The sequence below is a fragment of the Microcoleus sp. LAD1_D3 genome, from assembly GCF_036702135.1.
Classification (GTDB): domain Bacteria; phylum Cyanobacteriota; class Cyanobacteriia; order Cyanobacteriales; family Microcoleaceae; genus Microcoleus.
Map to the genome: position 1 here is coordinate 61,467 of NZ_JAUBSB010000015.1, position 20,510 is coordinate 81,976.

The following is a 20,510-nucleotide window of genomic DNA, read 5'->3' on the forward strand; positions in this document are numbered from 1 at the left end:
CCTAACACAAAACGATCGTACTTGGGTCGATCGCCCCCCCAGCAGTTTTCAGGTCAAGTATCCCCACAACCACCGCAAAAGCTGACCCAACAATTGCCACCGCCGCCCGGTTCATCCGCAGCCCGGGCAAATATCCCAAACCAAATCCCAAGTAGGTCACTCCCAATACTAAATATTTGAGTGTTATCATATATACTTAAAATCAGGGATAATCGGTTTTTTCCATTGTCTAGGATGCTAAAAGTACAGACCGGGTAATTGCAGCTAAACCTGCTGGCATTGCAACTAGCGGGAAATATCGCCGGCAGAGGGTCTACCAACTACAAACAAACACAGTGGTTGCATTGGAAAGCGAAAAACAGGGTGCTGGACAAGTTGTAATTTTGTTACAACTTGTAACTTTTTTCAAACAACAGGTTTAATTTAGTTTCACAAGAAAGTTAAATTCCAGAAAGTAAAATTAATTACAGTCGAGTTAAGCTAAAAGTGTTTGCTAAAAAAAGTCATTCAAGCAACCCAGAAACCAACAATTCTTACTTAACCGGCACGGAGGACGAGCTCGCGGCAGCAAAACTTTCGTGCAGCAAAAACGTCCAACAGGATTGGTATCGAACTCTCTACGACAATTTTCCTGGCATTTACTTCGTCCTTGATGCTTTGGGAAGAGTTTTTTCGCTCAATCAATTCGGCGAGTCTCGCCTTGCCTACAAATCGCAGGAATTAATTTCTCATTCAATTTTTAACATATTTTCCTGCCAATATCAAGGAAAAATGCAAAGTGAATTTGCCGGATTGGCACAGCAGGAAAACGGTAAGCAAACTCTAACAGTTGCCTGTTGGGAAGGCTGCTTGACTTGCAAAGACGGCAGGATTATTAGGGTAAAAGCAACCGCGCGCGCAATGCCGGCGGTAGATTGGAAAATAGAGGAAAATACCAATGGTCGCTCACTTGCCAATTTTCAACGGCCGGCGGTACTGTTAGTTTGCGAAGAAATTAATGCTGCTTCGCAGTCACCCATGCCGCCCAAACAGAGAGAAAATGGGCGTAGCCCAACTTTGGCGATCGCAAAATTAGCCCAAAGTCAACTTAAAGAACGCAACAATCTAGAAAAATTCATCCGCGAAGTAACAGAAACCGCTGTCAGTATTGTCAACTGCGATCGAGCCAGTATTTGGCTATACGGCGAAGACAAAACTCAGCTTCACTGCATCGACCTTTACGAACAAAATACTAAACTCCATTCCGTACAAATAATCATCACAGCCTCCGACTGTCCGGCATATTTTCAAGCTTTAAAATCTGCAAGTGTGATCGCAACTGTGGCCGCAGAAAATGACCCCAGAACACGAGAACTTGTAGGTCTTTATTTGGTCTATCAGCGCACGACTTCCCTTTTAAATGTACCGATTGTGGTGGCAGGTCAAATGGCGGGAATAGTCAGCGCCGAACGCCAGGGTTCCGACGGTGATTGGACGGAAGAAGAACACGAATTTACCCAAATATTAGCAGATTTTGTATCCTCAAGTTTGTCAGCTAGCGAAAAATTAAAATTAGAAGCAATACGGCATGAACAGCAGCAAAACTTGCTGACCCAATACTACGATCAACTAGAGGAAAGAGTAGAAAGACGCACTGCTGAACTCAAAAAAGCCAACCAAAAATTGCAACAAGAAATAATTAAAAGAAAACAAGCAGAAGCAGAACTACGCCTCCAGCAACAAGAACAGCAAATTATTTTTGATTCCGTGCCGGCGATGATTTGGCTCAAAGATACCGAAAGTCGCCTGCTGCGAATTAATCAAGCCGCCGCTGCATCGAGAGGTTTGCCTGCAGCTCAATTAGAAGGTAAATCTTTTTATGAAATCTATCCAGACGAAGCAGAGCAATATTATTTAGAAGATTTGGAAGTAATCCATTCTGGCCTTCCCAAACAGGGGCAAGTCGAATTGCTACCAACAGTTTCGGGTCAAAAATGCTGGGTGCGGACAGATAAAATACCTTACCGCGATGAAACAGGTAAAGTCGCTGGTGTAATCGTGTTTGCAGTAGATATTACTGATTTAATTAGAGTCGAAAAAGAACTGCGAGAATATCGCGATCGCCTCGCAGAAAAAGTCGAAAAACGCACTGCTATGTACAGGCAAGCCATGACCGCTTTGTACTCCGCAAATACGCAACTGCAACAGCTAATTAACAACAGCTATTCCTCTGGCGAAAATGGCAGCAGCCAGTCAGCAGCGCGCTTGCTCGAATGCGAAGCTTATTTTGAAGCAGTTGCCGTAGCTGACCGCGACACAATTTTGAGCGTCAGCAGCAATTTTGCCGAACTTTTCGGTTACGAACCTGCGGAAATGGTGGGAATGAGCTTGCTGGAACTACTCTCGCCGAAATCATACAAACAGGCGCCGCAAATGATTTCTGCTGCCAGCAATACAGTCTGTGAAACTATTTTTCTTAAGCGAGATGGAACTGCTTTCCCCGCTGACGTTCGCAGCAAATTCGTATTTTGGGAAGGTCGTTTAGTCCAGGTGAAAGCAGTCCGAGACCTCACGGAACGCAAATTGACCGCAGCAGAATTAGAGCGATCGCGCTCTTTGCTGCACGCTACCTTAGAAGCAACTGCCGACGGCATTCTCGCGGTTACTACCGCCGGAGAACTGATTAGTTATAACGAAAAGTTAGTTCAAATGTGGGGAATTTATGAAGAAGTTAGAAACTCAATGGATAGAACGGTGCGGCTGGCATTTCTGACTAAGCAAGTTAAAGATCCGAGGGCTTTTTTGCAGAGAGTTAAAGAATTTTATAGCGATGCAGAGTCGGAAGGTTGCGATATTCTAGAATTTAAAGACGGCCGCACTTTTGAGCGCTACACGCAGCCGATTCGAGTCGGACAAAATATTATTGGCAGGGTGTGGCGCTTCCGCGATATTACCTCTCGCGAAAAGGTGACGGCAATGTTGGGAGATTCTCAAAGGCGCTTTCGGGCAATTTTTGATTCTTCTTTCCAATTTGTGAGCTTATTGAAACCGGACGGCACTCTGCTGGAAGCTAACCAAACTTCTCTGGACTTTGCGGGGATTAAGCTACGGGATGTTGCCAATAAACCGTTTTGGCTGTTGCCTTGGTGGGGAGATTCTGAGGAAGTTCAGGAACAGTTGCAAGAGGCGATTTCTCGATCGGCAAAAGGTGAATTTGTCCGCTATGAAGTGGAAGTTCAAGGTGTAAATCGGACGGCAACTGTTGATTTTTCTCTCAAACCGGTCGCGGATGAAACTGGCAAAATAGTATTGCTACTGCCGGAAGGTCGGGACATTACTAAAAGTAAGCAAGCCCAAGTCGCGCTGCGGCAACAAATAGAACGGGAACGCCTGATCGGGCAGATTCAATCGCGCATCCGTTCTTCTCTGGATCTCCAAGATATTCTCAACACTACAGTAGCGGAAGTGCGGGAGTTTTTGGCAACCGATCGCGTGCTGGTTTTCCGCTTCCGACCCGACTGGAACGGAAATGTGGTGGTGGAGTCAGTTGGAGAAGGATGGATGCCACTGAAGGGGATGGCAATTGATGATTGCTGTTTTGCCACTACTTACATCGGACAGTATTTAAAGGGCCGCATTCGCGCCATAGAGGATATTCATGCTTCTAATTTGAGCGAGTGTCACCTTAATTTTTTGGAGGCGTGTCAGGTGAAGGCAAATTTGGTGGTGCCGATTGTCCAGCAGGGAATAGAACCGAGGGAAGGTAACGGTTCTTGTCAAGTGCCGAAGTTGTGGGGTTTGCTGATTGCCCACCACTGTTCGGCACCCCGCCAGTGGCAGCAGTTTGACGTGGATTTGCTGAGTCAGTTGGGTACTCAAGTGGCGATCGCGATCGAACAATCTTTACTTTACCAGCAGCTAGCTGCTGCCAACCAGCGACTGGACGGGTTGGCGAATTTGGACAGTCTGACTCAACTAGCTAACCGCCGCCGGTTTGACGAGGTGATCAACCGGGAATGGGAGCAGTCGAGCTCTTCGGAACCGCTATCTTTGATTATGTGCGACATTGACTGTTTTAAACTTTACAACGACAATTACGGCCACCAAGCCGGGGATGCTTGTTTGCAGCAAGTGGCGCGGGCGATCGGGGATGCTTGCACGAACGCACCCGCAGAACGCCTCTATTTGGCTGCTAGGTACGGTGGCGAGGAATTTGGGGTAATTTTGCCAAATACGGATATCGTGGCTGCACAGGCTGTTGCTGAGGGAATCCGCAGCCGCGTCAAAGCCTTAGCAATTCCCCACATTAAGTCTGTTGTCAGCGATTGCGTGACTCTCAGCATGGGAGTTGCGACGATTTCTGAAGGTCAAAACTCGCCGAAAATGCTGATTGAAGCTGCGGATAAGGCGCTTTATGGAGCTAAGTCGGGCGGGCGCGATCGAGTGGCTATTAGTGATTAGTCAGTAGTCAGGTTATTTTAGATTTTAGATTTTAGATTTGGGAATGACTGATGAAGCTGGTCGTTTAGAGCTTGTCTACAGTTGCATTCTTTTTTCAAACTGGCACCACAAAAAAAGCGATCGCCCTAACTGGCATAAAGTTAGTGCGATCGCGGTACTATGAATCAGCTATTTATCTATCAGACTCAGCGCGGAATTTTTACGCATTTCCACGAAGATTGTTACAAGACTTCACGGAAAGAGGGGAAGAGTGAGAGATGCGGAAATTTTTCCTTCTAATGACAACTGACAACTGATAACAGTCAACCGTCAACAGTCAACAGTCAACCGTCAACAGTCAACAGTCAACCGTCAACTGACAAAAGTTTTTGAAACACCTCATACATATCCTCAGCCAACTTTTTAGGATTCCACAAAGGTGCGAGATGTTCTGGCTGCTTAGATTTTATTAAATGCTCTTTCACCGCATTTCGGAAACCAGCATCGCGGCCAAACTTAACTCCCCACTGCGTGTATTCCTCCCAACTCCACGCCGCACCAACATCAAGATTTGCACTTTTCAGAAAAGCGTAACCCATGCGCGAAAGATATTGGTCGCCGGAGCGAGTTACCACTGGCAAATTCGCCCACAAAGCCTCTAAATTGTGAGTCCCCCCATTGTAAGGATAAGAATCTAAAAGCACATCGGCTACATAATAAATAGCGCGGTGTTCTTCTTCACTTCTGGTTTGCCCTATAAACTTAATCCGACCAAAATCTACTCCCTGAATTTCACATTCTTCGCGGTAAGTGCTGTGAATAATATCGGGGTCGCCTTGACCTTTGCGGATTAACAAACTATCTGGTACTTCCTTAAGGATTTTAACTTGAGCTCGTACCATTTCGGGATTTGTTTTTCTCCCTGGCGCAACGCACAGATAAGTCATTTGATCCAAGCCTATTCCGAGAGCATTTCTAATCGCTTCTCGATTTACAGGAATGCTTTGCAGTGCGCCAATTGCTACCGAACAAACAGGCAACCTTACTAACTGTTCTAAGTAATTTTTTTCCACACCAGGGGGATGCGTGTGTTCATCACACAGAAAGTAGTGATTATCTGAAATGTAGGGCGCGTCAAATCCTAGCCAAGACACGCAAATTCCCGCAGGATATTGGTATAAAACTTCGACATTTGTTGGGACTGTCATAGAGTCTAAGTCTATCAAAACATCCAAGTTGTCTTGCGCTACTTCGGCGAAAATTTCACCGCCATCAGCAAAGCCGTTTGGATATTTTTTAGGCCAGTAAAACTTGCCCGCCATGTCTTCAAACCGCTGCGTAACTTCATCTCGGTTGAGTTTCCCGGTGACGTAAAGGTGAACGTGGGGGGTGATGTGGCTTAATTCGCGAATTAAAGCTTCGCTGCACCAGCCTACTGAGTGGCGGCGGAAGTGTTTGGAAAGGAAGCCGATTTTTAAATGACGCTGTTCTTTTGTTTGGTAATGGGCTAGGTTGCTTCTGTTAAGTTGCTGGCGCTGCGGGACGGCTTTTTGGTAGTATTGTTTGGCAATGAGTCTGTAGAAACTGGCATTTTTTTCGCGATTGTCTCGCAGGTGAGAAACTGCAAACAGGAAGATTTCGTAGAGAAGTTTTAGTTCGATTACGCTAAAAGTTTCGATCTTTTCGTAGCAGAGGCTTTCGATTTCTTCTAGTTTCTGAATTGCCTGTTTGCTGACACCTGATTGCAGGTAGGAAAAGACGTAGGCTGTAGCTGACATGATTGGGGCATTTTCGCCGCAGTTTTCGCAGTATTTGTCGGCTACGCTACGGGCTCCGGCGAGGTTGGTGGAATGGCTTAGCAAGTCGCACAATTGTTGGTAGGCTTCGCTAAATTTGGGGTTGCATTGGAGCGCCTTTTCAAAATTGGCGATCGCCTCCAACGGCTTATCTTGTTTCTGAATGTGTCCCATGCGGCAGTAAACCTCTGCCCAATCCGGTTTTAATGCCAGGGCTTGCTGATAGCTGGCTAAAGCTTCTTCCAGCCGCCCCTGCATGGAAAAACAACTGCCGAGGTTAGCGTGAACTTCCGGCCAGTCGGGCTTGATTTTCAGAGTATTGCGGTAATTAGTAATTGCTTCGTCGTACTTGTTTTGCTGTAAAAAAGAATTGGCTATATTGAAGTGCAAAACTTCTAATTGTGGCTTTAAAGCTACAGCTTTCTGATAGTAAGCGATGGCGGCGTCGAGATTGCCTTGTTGCGATCGCGCGCTGCCGATGTTACCGTAGGCTTCGGCCCAATCCGGTTTAAGGGCGATCGCTTGTTCGTAGCTTTCGATGGCTTCCTCCCGCTTTCCTTGGCTGAAAAGTCGATTACCTAGGTTAAAGTGGAAGTCTGCACCGACTAGCTGCGGGTTGAGTTCGGATGTTCTTTTAAAACAGGCGATCGCAGCTTCGATGTTGCCGTGTTGCTGATATACTTTCCCTAAATTCCAGTGAGCTCCCGCTAAATCGGGGCGGAGGGCAATGGCTTGCTGGTAATGGGCGATCGCTTCTTCCAAACGCCCCATTTTGAAATACATACTGCCGATATTGGCCCGCACTTCCGCAAAATTTGGCTGCAATTCTAGGGCTTGAGAATACGATCGAATCGCAGCTTCAGTTTTGCCTCCTGCTTGCAAGGCATTGCCTAAAGTTACGTAAGCGTAAATGAAATCTGGTCTAATTTTTATCGCTTGCTGACACGCTGCGATCGCCTCTTTAATTTTACCTTGAACTAAAAAGTTTTCGGCGAGTTTTTTGTACTGTTCTACTTCTTGAAAATTGGCAACTTGTCCGCTATCTGGAACATTGAGCGAGGTAACTTGTTCGGAAACTTCGGCGGGGTTTGTAAAGGGAGTATTTAAAGTCTCAGTGGTGGGCGCTGGCGGCAAATTGATGCTCGAAGGCTGCAAGCCGTAGCCTTCATCTTTGTTGACAGATACTGGTTGCGATTCGCCTGATTCTGTTTCTAATTCGATAAAGTTGCTGTCAGTAGTTTCCCGCTCTTTTTGTGCGATCAAACTCGATAGTTTCTCAGCCGCGCTGGCATCTCCAGGTTGCTGTTGCAGCACCTTTTGATAGCAAGTAATTGCTGAATCTAACTTTCCTTGCTCCTGTAAAACGCTGCCCAGCATCATATTAACCGAAGACAATTCAGGATTAAGCGCCAGAGCTTTTTGGTAATAATTTGCCGCCTGTTCCAATTGCCCTAACTTGTAATACATACTGCCCAAATTCGCGCTGGCTTCAGCAAATTTGGGCTGAATTCCTAAAGCTTGCAAGTAAGCTTCAATTGCCATTTCCAGCTTGCCTTGACTCTGCAAAGCATTGCCTATTGTTAAGTAAGCAGGAGCAAAATTGGGTTGAAATTTAAGAGCGACATTGCAAGAGGCGATCGCCTTTTCAAATTCTCCTTGCAAAACATAAACTTCCGCCAACTTTTTATGAACTTCTGCATCTCCTGGATTAAAGTCTAAAGCTTTCTGATAGTTCTCGATTGCGCCACCGAGATCACCTCGATCTTTCAGCCAATTTCCCTTTTGAAAATAATCTCTCACTGCCTCTAAACCTACTAAAGAATTCCCGATCATTTGCTCTGCCACTCTTACAGGTTTTACACTAATAATATTCAACCATTCTACCCACTTTCGGGATCGCACAGACCAAGTACACCCTTGATTTATACATTCTACCTGCTGTCTCAGATGATTTTCAGCAGTTGCGCCCCCCGCACCCGCGCCCTCATTTAAAACTCCGACTAGGGCCTCTAAAAACCGCCTTGTATATCCCTCCCAATCTGGTTAGCCCGCACGCTTCCAATTAGTTATCGATGCAAAATTTTCCACCCCTGACATTGAAACTAGACGGGCAAATCCAGCAGTTGTTTCCGGCAAAGCTGCCAATTCACTCGTCACAATCCGGCAACCGCTGGCCATCGCCTCCATCACGGCAATAGATGAGGTTTCTAAATAGGTATTCGGGTAAGCTAAAACCGCGACTGAACGCAGTTGCCGGACGAGTTCGGGTTGCGGTACGGAACCGACGTACTCAACGCCTTCTGTTTCCTGACACTGGCGGTAAAGTTGACCGAAAAAAAGCTTGTTATCATTGTCGTCTATTTGGTGTACTTTCATGCTTGAAAATACTTTTAATCGGGTTCCGGGGACAGCTTGACGAATTTCGGGAAAGACTTTTAACAAAATATCTAGTCCGCGAAATGGAGTGCTGGTGTAAACTAGAACGGGCGGTCGAGATTTATGAGAGAGGATAGAAATATTATCGGCGAAAATGTTAGCAAAACAAGGTGCGATCGCATTTCTTAAAACACAACTGCGATTAAAGTCAATCCCAAAGCGCCTGTGAAATTGCTCGCGCTGCCAGTCGCTAACAAATACAAAGGCATCGCAAGCATTGATTTCTCCCTGATTATTGAAATCTTGGAGGAATACAAAGCCCGGTTCGTTATGAATCACAAAATTAACTTAGTTCGATGCCCCAAAAGCGGCTTAACTTCCAGCGCTTTGCCGACTATATTAACTATAACTTAAAAATCGAGCGATCGCAGCAATTCTAAATTAGATTTGTCCCCCACCCTGCGCCTACAATCAACGCGGCGCGACATCCCAGACTCGGAAGTATTGTTGAGCAAAAATACCTCATTTCCCTGTGCTGCCAACGCCTCGGCTAAGTAACAAATAGCCGACTGAGTGCCGCGCAAAGGTTTGCAGTAAGGAGTTTCAATTTTGTAATCCCAAGTATAAGTATCGAGAAATCCGATTTTCATTAAATGGTATAATCTTAAAACTATTGAGGAGTACCGAACATGACCACAGAACAAGATCCCGTAAAATTGATGAAACAGCAAGTCGGCTTTGCTGCTGCCGATCGCGTAAAATCTGGTATGATTGTCGGACTCGGCACCGGGTCAACTACAGCTTATACTATTCAAGCGTTGGGCGATCGCATAAAATCAGGTGAACTCAAAGATATCAAGGGAGTGCCGACATCTTTTCAATCAGAAGTGTTAGCCAAACAGTACGGAGTACCGCTGACAACACTCGATGAAATTGATAGAATTGACGTTGCTATTGACGGCGCTGATGAAGTAGATCCCCACCTCAACTTAATTAAAGGTGGCGGCGCAGCCCACACCCGCGAAAAAGTAGTCGATTACCTCGCCACTCAATTTATTGTAGTAGTTGACAGTTCCAAAATCGTAGATAAATTGGGTTCGACTTTTCGCGTGCCCATCGAAGTTATACCGATGGCATTAACACCAGTGATGCGCGCCATTGAAAAATTGGGTGGCAAACCCGAACTCCGCATGGGCGTGAAAAAAGCAGGCCCGGTAATTACCGATCAAGGTAATATGGTAATCGATGTCAAATTTGATGACATTGCCAACCCCGGCGAAATGGAAAAAACCTTGAATAACATTCCCGGTGTGTTAGAAAATGGTTTGTTTGTAGACTGTACCGATTTGGTTTTAGTCGGCGAAATCCAAGACGGAAAACCAGTAGTACGGGAGATTTCTAAATAGTCAAAACTGGCCAACTGGTTGTCGAAAACTCTTTGTGGAACAGGCATCTTGCCTGTTCATGAAAATGCTGCAATATGGGAGTTACCACCCGCAAAAATACCAAAAACAAGGTTTATTACCCTATAGCAACCGCCACCACGATTAAGAACTTCTTAATCAGTGAAACCCTTGCGATTGTTACATCTTCCTTCTTCCTGACATCCCTTACATCCGTTACATAATCCGTTGCCGAACTTCCTTCTTCCTTCTGCTATAGCTTTAACTTTGATTATGATGCAATATCGCAGATTCGGTCGCACAGAATTATCCATGCCCGTCTTTTCCTGCGGTGGCATGAGATATCAGTACAAATGGCAAGACGTGCCAGCCAATGAAATTCCACAAGACAATCAACAAAATCTAGAAGCGACGATTCGCTACTCGGTTGAATGCGGCATCAATCACATAGAAACTGCTCGCGGTTACGGGACTTCCGAGATGCAACTGGGGTGGATTTTCCCGAATTTTCCCCGCGAAAAATTGATAGTGCAAACGAAAGTTAGCCCCAAACCAAGCTCCCAAGAGTTTCGCGAAGAATTTGATAAATCTTTAGCTTATTTGCAACTGGAATACGTCGATTTACTGTCGCTGCACGGCATTAATACGTGGGAATTGCTAGAGGAGTCTATGCGTCCGGGCGGCTGCATGGATGTGGCGAGAAAGTTGCAAGCAGAAGGCAAAGTTCGGTTTATTGGTTTTTCAACTCACGGCCCCACGGATGTGATTGTCAAAACAATTGAAACTAATCAATTTGATTATCTTAACTTGCATTGGTACTACATAAATCAAAGTAATTGGTCGGCTATTGAAGCTGCTAAACGTCACGATATGGGCGTTTTTATTATCAGTCCTTCTGACAAAGGCGGTCAACTTTACAACCCGCCGCAAAAATTGGTAGACTTGTGCTATCCGCTGAGTCCAATGGTATTTAATGATTTGTTTTGTTTGTCGCATCCGCAAGTACACACTTTGAGTTTAGGCGCAGCCAAACCTGAAGATTTTAACGAACATCTCAAAGTTTTAGAATTGTTAGATAAAGTCGATGAAATTTTGCCACCGATATTAGCAAGATTGGAAGATGCAGCAATTAATAAATTAGGAGAAGATTGGTTTAAGACTTGGCACGTGGGTTTACCAACTATAGAAAATACTCCTGGAGGTATTAATATTTATGTGATTCTGTGGCTTTGGAACTTGGCGCAGGCTTACGATACGATCGACTATTGCAAGATGCGCTACAACCTCTTAGGTAATGCCAGTCACTGGTTCCCCGGCCAAAAAGCCGATCGCCTCGATGAATTAGACTTGCGCCGCCCTCTCGCCCACAGTCCCCACGCTGCTAAAATTCCCGGTATTCTTCAAGCAGCCGATCGGCTTTTTGGAGGCGAAGCCATCCAGCGCTTGTCCCAAGAATAATCAAAAAAAAACCCGGTTTCGAGACAGAAACCGGATTAGTGAACCGGAGCACGTGAGTTAGGTACGTGCACACAATTAGCCTATACTTGAGAAACTCTCACAACCATCGCCCATCCGTCTCATCCATTCGGGCGATAGCACTTTTTTTCTCAACTCACTCCCTTTTTGCTTTAATCTGAGATAAAACAGTTAATAATTCACTTAGGTACTTTTTATGACTCTTAAACGCCGAGATTTCTTGTATTTGGTGACTGCCACCGTCGGAGCTATTACCGCAGGTGCTTGCCAAGCGTCAGGAAATAATGTATCGCAAGCAAGTCCAATTGCAGAAAGTCCAAAAATAGCCCAAACCCCCGGGCCTTTTACACTGCCGCCTTTGCCTTACGAATACAATGCTTTAGAACCGCACATTGATGCGCGGACAATGCAATTTCACCACGACAAACACCACGCCGCTTACGTTAAAAATCTCAACGATGCTGTCAGCAAATACCCGCAGCTCAAAAATATGAGTGCTGAAAATATGCTGCGAGATTTGAGCAAAGTCCCGGAAGATATTCGCACAACCGTGCGTAACAATGGCGGCGGACACCTAAATCACAGTATGTTTTGGGAAATCATGGGCCCCAACGGCGGCGGCGAACCCACAGGGGCAATTGCAACAGCAATTCAGCAAAATTTCGGCAGTGTTGACGATTTTAAAGCAAAATTTAACGATGCTGGCACTAAGCGTTTTGGCAGCGGTTGGGTTTGGCTAGTCCGCAATAAAGCTGGCAAACTTGAGATTACAACTACTGCCAATCAAGACACTCCTTTGATAGATGGCAACTATCCAATTATGGGTAACGATGTTTGGGAACACGCTTATTATCTCAAATACCAAAACTTGCGCGCCGACTACTTAAAAGCTTGGTGGAATGTTGTTAATTGGGCGGAAATTAACAAGCGCTACGAACAGGCGAGCGCCTAGTTCAACAAAGTTTGTTGTTGCGATCGATCGTAGACAGCCCAACAACAAACTTTGTTTTAAGTAGGTAGGTGCTGTAAAACGCAATTAAGTAAACGATTGTAAAATATCCTGAGCCTTAAGCGTGGCTGATTTAGGTTTGTTTCCATACTGTTAGATGGTTAAGTTTAATTCCACTGAGATGTTTCACCATTGTCAAGAACGGGCAAGATGCCCGTTCCACAAAGAATGAGTTTTCTTGTGGAACAGGCAGGAAAGCCTGTTCCTAAACAAGTAATTGAGAATGGTGCAAAATCTCAGATTCCGCCTACCTACTTATTTTCTGATTCTGCTGTCAAACTCGGGCTACCCTCAATGTACAATCCACCATCTACCTTTAACACGCTGCCCGCGATGTAGCTAGCTGCATCAGATGCCAGGAAAACTGCTGCTTTGCCTAAGTCTTCCGGGAAGCCCATCCGACCAAGAGGCATTTGGTTGCTGAACGACTCAAGCAATTCGTCGCTGTACCAGCGTCGCTCACCCGGAGTGTCAGTCCACCCAGGCTCTAGGATGTTGACCCGAATTTTGTGCCACATCAGTTCATTCGCCATCGAAAGAACGAGGTGATGACAGGCTGCTTTGGTGGTGTTGTAGTCAATCGCACCCTTATACGGAAAATGAGCGTGCGGGGATGAGATATGGATAATCGAGCCTTGCGCCTTCCTTTCCACCATACGGCGGGCGACTATTTGACAGATGTGAAACACACCGTACACCCCTATTTCTAGTGTTCGCTGTAAATCCTCAAATTTAGTTTCCAGCAAGGTGTTTCGGACGCTGGCGATCGCATTTGTCACTAGAATATCGATTAGACCGAGTTCTTGCTCGCACCTATCGACCATCCTTTCCACTTGGTCGCGCTGTGAGACATCTGCTTGAATCGCGATAGCGCGACGACCGACAGAGTGAATCTGGTTGACTATTTCTCGCGCAGAGGTTGGAGAATCGCAATAGTTGACACAAACATCGGCACCAGATTTGGCTAATTCAAGGGCGATGCCAGCACCAATTCCTTTCGAGCTGCCTGTGACAAGTGCAATCTTATTGGCAAGCATAGTTAGTATTGAAAAACGGCTATAGCTAGCGCACGGGACGCTCGAACTGCTGTACAACTTTCCGCAAGTAAACGCAGTGCCGCGCCCCCTGACTCGTCGGCGTTGTGAATGCTTCGACTGACTCAATTTTACCGCCCAAATGCTCGATCGCCCTTTGCAACTCCGTTTCTTCCTCCACCGTCCAATTCCCACGGTAAAGTACCGCCAAACCGCCATTTTTCAGCAGAGGCAGCGCGGATTTAGCGCAGAGAGGAGCGGCTCCCACTGCTCGGAGAACTGCTAAATCGTAAGCTTGTTTATGCTGCTGCTGTCGGTCAATTTCATCGGATCTGCCCAACAAAGTCGCCGCATTTTCTATGCCTAAAGACGGCAAAACTGTTTCCAAGAAATCAATTTTCTTGCGAGTAGAATCGAGCAAAGTAACTGATAAATGCGGCAGGGCGATCGCGATCGGCAACCCCGGAAAACCCCCACCAGTCCCAATGTCGATCGCTTTCTGCACCGACTCAGCGGCCAATTCGGGATTTTCCGCCGAATTATCATTAGCAGGCAGCAGTCTCGCAATTCCCCGCAGAGAATCCCACAAATGTTTTTCCCAAAACTCCATCGGCTCAGTAATTCGAGTTAAATTTAAGGAGCGATTTCCCTCGACAATTAACTCATAAAGTCGCTGAAATTGTTGTTGCTGCGACTCATCCGGCTGCCAATTCAGCGTTTTTTGCCACAACTCGTTCATCTGGGGCAACACAGACATTTTAATCTCATTCATCAGATTCTATTTCCACTCTTTTCTTTGAGTCCGCGCAGGCGGACTTTGTTTGTGTAGTCGCGAATTCTATTCGCCGAGAATTTCTTCAGTCCGCGCAGGCGGACTTTGTTTGTGTAGACGCGAATTCTATTCGCTCCCAATTGATTTAGATGCGAATTCTATTCGCCGGGAAACCATTGGAAACGTCAGAAAAATCAAACGCAACTCGTTTCCTTAGCTTCTAACTTAGCCCGATCGACCTCCTGCAAATCCCCGTGGTCTAAAGTCCAAAATCGGTCAGCAACGCTCAACAAATCGCTAGCATCGTGAGTAACAATCAACAAAGTCCAGTGACTTTTCAACTTACTCAACAAGCTTACCAACTGCCGCCGCATCGACCAATCCAAACCCGCCGTCGGTTCGTCCAAAAGTAGCAAATGCGGCTGCCGAATTAGCTGCACTGCCAGGGCCACCCTGCGCTGTTGCCCGCCGCTCAAAGCGTGGGGGGAAGCGCGCAGTGGCAAATGTCCGAGTCCCACTTCTGCCATTGCTTTGTTGATTTGTTCTTGTCCCAATTCAGGATGTCCCAGTCGCAATTCTTCTAAAATTGTGCCGCCGCAAAAATGCCTTTCTGGAAACTGAAATACTAACCCTCCTAATTGTTGCAAGTGTTCCGGTGTTAATTCCTGTTCCCGCCAACGGATGTCGCCGCTAGTTTTTTCCGCTAAACCGGCTAATATTTCTAATAGCGTACTTTTGCCTGAACCGCTGCGACCCACAATCAGCCCCATTTGCTGCGAGGCAAGTTCTAAGTTAATATTTTTCAGAATAGGATTCGGACAGGCGGTAGGATGATATACTAAGTTTTTTAGATAAAGCATTAATGGCAGTTGTTAGTTGGCAGTTGGCAGTTGGCAGTTGGCAGTCAGAAAAATAGTTATTGTTGGATGAGGGAACTCCTGGTTGTGCTATTAATAGTTAAGGCTGTTTCTGGTTATTGCCGATCGCCCACAATTATTTTACATAAATCTTAACAAAATTTTTCTTTTTTTTCAGCATGGGTGTTTAATTTTTAAGTTTTTTTTATGGTATATTTTAATAATGGAAATCTGTGTGTTCATATATTAAAAGTCACACTTCCATTATTAAAATATACCGCAACAGCTAGAAAAAATCAACCAAATTTCACTCTTTTTTTGGTCGCGGCCCGAAAGTCTGAAAATTTAACTCTCTTGTTTCTAGTTTACAGTATATTACATTGAGAGAATTGACGATGACGAAAACCCCTTTAGCATCGCTTGGCAAGCAAATGTTAAGTTCTAAACAGACAGTGCGGGCGATCGCCTGTGCAGGAGCGATCGCCCTCAGCATCTGCATTAACTCCGCAGTAGCGGGCGATCCCTTTCGCAGCAGCAACCCGCAGGCGATCGGGCCCAACACCGAAACCGCTTTCAAAACAATGTTTCAGCAAGGAAACTACAAACAAGCAAAAACTCAAATTCAACAAGCACTATCAGCCGAACCAAACGAGCCGCTAGCCTATGCAATGGCAGCCTCCCTCTCATACATCGAGCAGGACTTAAACTCGATGAATTCCTACGCACAAAAAACCCGCGAAGTCGGCGAACAATTAACGAAAACCAATCCCTTGCGCGGCAACATCTACACAGCAGCCGGTCACTTTCTAGAGGGGGCGAACATTATAGCCACAGAAGGAACAGCCAAAGGCGCGCCCCAAGCTTTGAGTAAATTGCGAGTAGTATTTCAATATCTAGATGCCGCCGATAAAATAGCGCCTAACGATCCAGAACTCAACCTGCTCAAAGGCTACATGGACTTAATTCTAGCCACAAACCTGCCCTTTTCCAACCCCAACGAAGCCATTCAAAGACTCGAACAAAAAGCCTCTCCTCGCTACTTAGCTTATCGCGGCATGGCAGTAGGCTATCGAGACTTGAAAAAGTACGATCGCGCTTTAGAATTTGCCAACAAATCCCTAGCAGAAACGCCCAATAATCCCGAAGTTCTCTATCTAAAAGCACAAATCTTGTTTTCCCAATCCCAGAGGAACAACGGCAACAAAACCTTACTTGAGGAAGCCGGAAAAAACTTCGACGCAGCCTTAGCAAAACCCGACCAACTGCCGCGCAGTTTAGTAGCCGAAATTTTCTTTCAGCAGTGCAGAACCCGTAACCGTCTCGACAGCAAATCTCGCGCCTGCGACCCGATGCGCGATAAAATTAGAGATGCAGATGGAGTCTGGGGGCCGACGGCCTTACCACCACTATAAAAACACCAAAAAACTATGCAAGTAGAGTTTCGCGAGTTTAACCCCTTTGACCTCTGGATTTGGCTGAAGTTCAGCAACGTGCCTTCAAACGGTGAAAAACAGTATGTTGAAGAAGTGTTTGACTCTTGGTTTTTCTTGGGAAAACTGGGAGGATTCAATGCGGAAAATTTGCAAGTTCAAGATGAAGGCTTAGATATCAGTCAGATGAATTACGATGTTAATCTAGCCGACCAAAGCATGATGGCTTTAATGCACAATATGGGAGAAATGGAGTATCAAGGTTCTTGGGCTCGCTGCTGGTTTGATTTGGGTACTAGCGATGCGATAGGTCTCGATGTTTTGATTAATGTTTTCCAGCAACTCAGCAAAGAATTCGTAACGATTGAAAAACTCATTATTGGGGGGGAAAATAGAAACTGGCCCGTTGACACCAGTCGCCGTCGAGAGACTTTTGCTGCTGATAATTAGTGATTAGTGATCACTCATTAGGGGCGAATTCTACTCGTTACTAGGCTCTGCCTGGTAACACATATCCGGAGGCTCTGCCTCCTATTTTGCTGCTCCGAAAGCGAGGCAGAGCCTCTGGACATTGATTCCTAGGCAGAGCCTAGGAACCAGTTAATGATTGATGACTAATGACTGATAACTAATTATGCAAAAAGGTACAATTCGCGTAATTGTTTTAGGATTAATTCTATCGGGCGATCGCATTTTCGTGTCAGAATGCGAAGATCCGGTCAAACAAGGCACATTTTACCGAGCTCTGGGCGGTGGCATAGAATTCGGAGAACACAGCATCGACGCTTTGCAAAGAGAGTTTCAAGAAGAAATTCAAGCCGAGTTAACAAATATCAAATATTTGACTTGTTTGGAAAACTTCTTTGTTTATAATAGCCAAGCCGGACACGAATTAATACAACTATACCAGTGCGATTTTGTCGATGGCAAATTTTATGAATTGGAGAGTCTGGATTTTTCAGACGGAGATGGGGAACATACTGCATTTTGGATGCCCATCGAGCGCTTTCGATCGGGCGAATTGCGCCTAGTTCCAGACAAATTTATCGACTACTGCGAAAGCTAATAACTCAACCAGTACCCAAAAACAAATACCTGATATGGAGGAATTAAACCTAAAATATTTGCCGTCGGGGCGGGTTTCCCCTGAAATATTTGCGATAACTAACAGGATGAATAAACCCGGCCCTTCCTTCCGCCCCCCGCATTACCCGGATCTACCTTACACTAGGCAGAGTCCGCAATAGCTCATAGAGCAAAGAGTTGATAAAACCGAGGGCTATAGCACCCAGCAAAGCACTCCAAATTCCCCACCGCAAGCGAAATCCTTCGACTAGCCAAGCCGCCAATCCAAAGATAATCGCGTTAATAACAATTATCCACAAACCAAAAGTTACCAACACCAATGGAAAACCCAAAACCACAAAAAGCGGCCGCACCAAAGCATTCAGCAATCCAAAAACGGCAGCCGAAATCATCGCTTTTCCAAAAGTGTCAATGTCCACCCCGATGGGCAACTTGGAAATAATAAAAAAGCTCACCGAAGTTACCAGCCAAGCAATTGCCAGCGAAACGATATCCATGTGTTCATCTCCTTGAAAAAAAGCTAAACATTAAATAGGAACAACAGCACATCCCCTTCTTGTACAACATACTCTTTTCCTTCACTGCGAACTAAGCCTTTTTCCTTAGCCGCTTTCATCGTCCCCGTAGCAACCAAATCTTCATAAGCTACAGTTTCGGCCCGGATGAAACCCCGTTCAAAATCAGAGTGAATAACCCCCGCAGCTTGCGGTGCTAACATTCCCGCTATGATTGTCCAAGCGCGAGTTTCCTTGGGCCCGCTAGTAAAATAAGTCCGCAAACCCAATAATTCGTAAGTAGCTCGAATCAGAGATTTCAAGCCACCTTCTTTCACCCCCAGAGATTCTAGGAAATCCGTTCGTTCTTCCTCGGATAACTCCACCAATTCTGACTCAACTTGTGCCGAAACTATGACAACCTTAGCATTTTCTGCTTCGGCTACTTCCTGCACTTGTTTGACATAGCTATTTCCGGTTGCTAAATCGTCCTCAGACACGTTAGCAGCATAGATAATCGGCTTGTTGGTCAGTAGTTCCAAACCTTTAACTAATTCAGCTTCTTCATCTGTAAAATTGTACTGCCGCGCTGGTTTCCCGGCATTCAAAACCACGAGCAACTTTTCGAGCACGTCCACTTCAGCCTGGGCTTCCTTGTTGTTGCGGGCTTGTTTGCGAGTGCGATCGAGCCTGCGTTCAATTTGAGCTAAATCTGCTAAAATTAATTCGAGATTAATAATGTCAATATCTCGGATCGGATCGACAGAACCCGCAACGTGAATGATATCGTCATTCTCAAAACAGCGGACAACGTGGACGATCGCATCTACGGCCCGAATGTGAGACAAAAACTGATTTCCCAGCCCTTCCCCCTGACTCGCCCCCTTCACCAAACCCGCAATATCCACAAATTCCATCCGCGTCGGCACAGTTTGCACGGAATTGGAAATATTGCTCAGCACCTTCAACCGTTCGTCTGGCACGGCCACGATACCCGTATTTGGCTCGATCGTACAGAAAGGAAAATTAGCAGCAGTCGCCTTGGCATTAGCAACCAGAGCATTAAACAAAGTAGATTTGCCCACATTAGGCAGTCCGACAATTCCGGCAGTAAGCATAGGTATTTAGAAACATATCACTGTTTCAAAATATCATAAGCAATAGCAATATATCTGACTTGTGCCTTCTAACTTCCACTGCTAAGCTTGAATAAATATACAACTTGAGGTAGATGGCTCAATGGTTAACCAGTGGTTAAGCAAAGTAACGATCGCTGTGGGGCTGTCGCTGCCTCTGTTAGGGCTCACAGCAGCTAGCGTTTTCGCTCAGATCGTCAAAATTTCGGTGATTAACAACAGCGGCAAGACGATGACAGCCATCTATATGTCTCCTCCCGATAAGGAGGCGTGGGGAAAAAACGAGTTAGACGCCCCGATTGCCGATCGGGAAAAGGCAGATTTTGAGTGGGATCGAGCTGACTACGAGGGTTCGGATGCGGGCTGTGTTTTTGATGTCATGGCCGAATACGAGGACGGCAAATGGACTGCTTTGGGTGCTGTTGACCTGTGTAAAGAGACTGCGCTCAACTTCAAGTAATCGATAATCTACGCAAAAACCGAGTTTTTTCAAGTCTGATATTCATCAAAAAGATTGGGGACTTTGGAGAAAGCCGGTTTTTGCGATCGACCTCACAAACAATCTTAAATTTCGCGATCGACTAAAACATAATCTATACAGGTTCAGGGATTGTCTGAGGAATAGGTTCCGGCACTGTCTGAGGAATTGGAGAGGGTACAGTTTCCGGCACCGGTTCGGGAATTGGCTGGGGAATTGGCGCAGGTACCGGCTCCGGTACTATCCCGGGAATCGGTTCGGGAACGGGGCCCGGCACTGGTGGCGATGCGGGTATAGTTGGCAGCCCCGGTTCGGTACTGGGAATCTGGGGGCCTGGAAACGGACTAGGGTTGGGAAAAATCACGGCAATTCTATCAATAACTAGATATAAACATCGTATATAAAAAGCTCACAATACGACATCTATCTAAATAGTGAAAATTTATTAAAGTTGATATTTGGTACGATTTTTGATCGGCTTTTTGGAGTATATGACAGCAACCGGGTTGATTTGTATTTGATTTTTTATGCTGACGGGAAGCAATTTGGTCACAGCCCCCCGGTACAGGCCGTGAACCCTTGAAAAAAGCGTAGCCTACTCATCACCGGCGATCGCTACAGCCCGTGGGAGCAATTCTAAAATCTAAAATCTAAAATCGCGCAATCGATCGCCCTCCGAAAAGCCTTGCCAGCCTGTGGTTTTGCACGACACCCAGCCAAAAGTACAGGTTATTCCCTCAATTA

Annotated in this window: 18 protein-coding genes; 8 read left to right on the top strand and 10 right to left on the bottom strand. The window is 45.8% G+C overall.

What is annotated here, in order from left to right:
- Position 1: 1 nt before the first annotated feature.
- Complete coding sequence (locus tag QUA74_RS11550; protein WP_333328406.1) at positions 2 to 190, bottom strand: hypothetical protein; 189 nt, start codon at positions 188 to 190, stop codon at positions 2 to 4.
- Between the two features lie 296 nt (positions 191 to 486).
- On the opposite strand from QUA74_RS11550, the gene QUA74_RS11555 reads away from it, so the two are divergent.
- A complete protein-coding gene (locus tag QUA74_RS11555) occupies positions 487 to 4,440 on the top strand; it encodes a PAS domain S-box protein (protein WP_333328410.1) in 3,954 nt (1,317 codons plus the stop codon).
- A 344-nt stretch (positions 4,441 to 4,784) separates the two neighbouring features.
- Here QUA74_RS11555 and QUA74_RS11560 read toward each other — a convergent pair whose 3' ends face one another.
- The 3 genes from QUA74_RS11560 to QUA74_RS11570 form a co-directional block, all read right to left on the bottom strand.
- Positions 4,785 to 8,060: a tetratricopeptide repeat protein gene (locus QUA74_RS11560; RefSeq protein WP_333328411.1), complete on the bottom strand. Its 3,276-nt coding sequence runs from the start codon at positions 8,058 to 8,060 to the stop codon at positions 4,785 to 4,787.
- A 198-nt stretch (positions 8,061 to 8,258) separates the two neighbouring features.
- Complete coding sequence (locus QUA74_RS11565; protein WP_333328414.1) at positions 8,259 to 8,930, bottom strand: glycosyltransferase family 4 protein; 672 nt, start codon at positions 8,928 to 8,930, stop codon at positions 8,259 to 8,261.
- Positions 8,931 to 9,001: 71 nt separating this feature from the next.
- The gene (locus QUA74_RS11570) at positions 9,002 to 9,241 is read right to left on the bottom strand and encodes a hypothetical protein (RefSeq protein ID WP_333328417.1); all 240 of its coding nucleotides are present in this window, start codon (positions 9,239 to 9,241) and stop codon (positions 9,002 to 9,004) included.
- Between the two features lie 39 nt (positions 9,242 to 9,280).
- Here QUA74_RS11570 and rpiA point away from each other — a divergent pair, with 39 nt between their 5' ends.
- The 3 genes from rpiA to QUA74_RS11585 all read left to right on the top strand — a co-directional run bounded on the left by rpiA (position 9,281) and on the right by QUA74_RS11585 (position 12,422).
- Positions 9,281 to 9,997, top strand: coding sequence for a ribose-5-phosphate isomerase RpiA (gene rpiA, locus QUA74_RS11575; protein ID WP_333328420.1), 717 nt, complete (start codon positions 9,281 to 9,283; stop codon positions 9,995 to 9,997).
- Between the two features lie 270 nt (positions 9,998 to 10,267).
- The gene (locus QUA74_RS11580; RefSeq protein ID WP_445302142.1) at positions 10,268 to 11,452 is read left to right on the top strand and encodes an aldo/keto reductase; all 1,185 of its coding nucleotides are present in this window, start codon (positions 10,268 to 10,270) and stop codon (positions 11,450 to 11,452) included.
- A 214-nt stretch (positions 11,453 to 11,666) separates the two neighbouring features.
- Positions 11,667 to 12,422, top strand: coding sequence for a Fe-Mn family superoxide dismutase (locus QUA74_RS11585; protein ID WP_333328423.1), 756 nt, complete (start codon positions 11,667 to 11,669; stop codon positions 12,420 to 12,422).
- Positions 12,423 to 12,730: 308 nt separating this feature from the next.
- Here the strand turns inward: QUA74_RS11585 and QUA74_RS11590 are convergent, their stop codons facing one another.
- The 3 genes from QUA74_RS11590 to QUA74_RS11600 form a co-directional block, all read right to left on the bottom strand.
- Positions 12,731 to 13,516, bottom strand: coding sequence for an SDR family oxidoreductase (locus QUA74_RS11590; RefSeq protein ID WP_333328426.1), 786 nt, complete (start codon positions 13,514 to 13,516; stop codon positions 12,731 to 12,733).
- Between the two features lie 25 nt (positions 13,517 to 13,541).
- On the bottom strand, positions 13,542 to 14,285 hold the full coding sequence (rsmG, locus tag QUA74_RS11595; RefSeq protein WP_333328429.1) for a 16S rRNA (guanine(527)-N(7))-methyltransferase RsmG: 744 nt from the start codon (positions 14,283 to 14,285) through the stop codon (positions 13,542 to 13,544).
- A gap of 194 nt (positions 14,286 to 14,479) precedes the next feature.
- A complete protein-coding gene (locus tag QUA74_RS11600; RefSeq protein ID WP_333328432.1) occupies positions 14,480 to 15,145 on the bottom strand; it encodes an energy-coupling factor ABC transporter ATP-binding protein in 666 nt (221 codons plus the stop codon).
- Positions 15,146 to 15,537: 392 nt separating this feature from the next.
- Between QUA74_RS11600 and QUA74_RS11605 the strand changes: the two genes are divergently transcribed.
- The 3 genes from QUA74_RS11605 (at position 15,538) to QUA74_RS11615 (ending at position 17,638) form a co-directional block, all read left to right on the top strand.
- Positions 15,538 to 16,554, top strand: coding sequence for a Sll0314/Alr1548 family TPR repeat-containing protein (locus QUA74_RS11605; RefSeq protein ID WP_333328434.1), 1,017 nt, complete (start codon positions 15,538 to 15,540; stop codon positions 16,552 to 16,554).
- Positions 16,555 to 16,569: 15 nt separating this feature from the next.
- Positions 16,570 to 17,022, top strand: a complete 453-nt coding sequence (locus QUA74_RS11610; protein ID WP_333038358.1) for a DUF3531 family protein — start codon at positions 16,570 to 16,572, stop codon at positions 17,020 to 17,022.
- A gap of 184 nt (positions 17,023 to 17,206) precedes the next feature.
- Positions 17,207 to 17,638, top strand: a complete 432-nt coding sequence (locus tag QUA74_RS11615; protein WP_333328437.1) for an NUDIX domain-containing protein — start codon at positions 17,207 to 17,209, stop codon at positions 17,636 to 17,638.
- A gap of 151 nt (positions 17,639 to 17,789) precedes the next feature.
- On the opposite strand, the gene QUA74_RS11620 is transcribed toward QUA74_RS11615, so the two are convergent.
- Together QUA74_RS11620 and ychF are read right to left on the bottom strand one after the other, a co-directional pair.
- Entirely contained in the window at positions 17,790 to 18,155 is a 366-nt protein-coding gene (locus QUA74_RS11620; RefSeq protein ID WP_333328440.1) for a phage holin family protein, read from the bottom strand.
- A 23-nt stretch (positions 18,156 to 18,178) separates the two neighbouring features.
- Positions 18,179 to 19,270 carry a redox-regulated ATPase YchF gene (ychF, locus tag QUA74_RS11625; RefSeq protein ID WP_333328443.1) on the bottom strand — a complete coding sequence of 364 codons (1,092 nt, stop codon included), beginning with the start codon at positions 19,268 to 19,270 and terminating at the stop codon, positions 18,179 to 18,181.
- Between the two features lie 121 nt (positions 19,271 to 19,391).
- On the opposite strand from ychF, the gene QUA74_RS11630 reads away from it, so the two are divergent.
- Complete coding sequence (locus QUA74_RS11630) at positions 19,392 to 19,748, top strand: hypothetical protein (RefSeq protein WP_333328446.1); 357 nt, start codon at positions 19,392 to 19,394, stop codon at positions 19,746 to 19,748.
- 133 nt (positions 19,749 to 19,881) lie between these two features.
- On the opposite strand, the gene QUA74_RS11635 is transcribed toward QUA74_RS11630, so the two are convergent.
- Positions 19,882 to 20,130 carry a hypothetical protein gene (locus QUA74_RS11635; RefSeq protein WP_006633102.1) on the bottom strand — a complete coding sequence of 83 codons (249 nt, stop codon included), beginning with the start codon at positions 20,128 to 20,130 and terminating at the stop codon, positions 19,882 to 19,884.
- Positions 20,131 to 20,510: the final 380 nt, after the last annotated feature.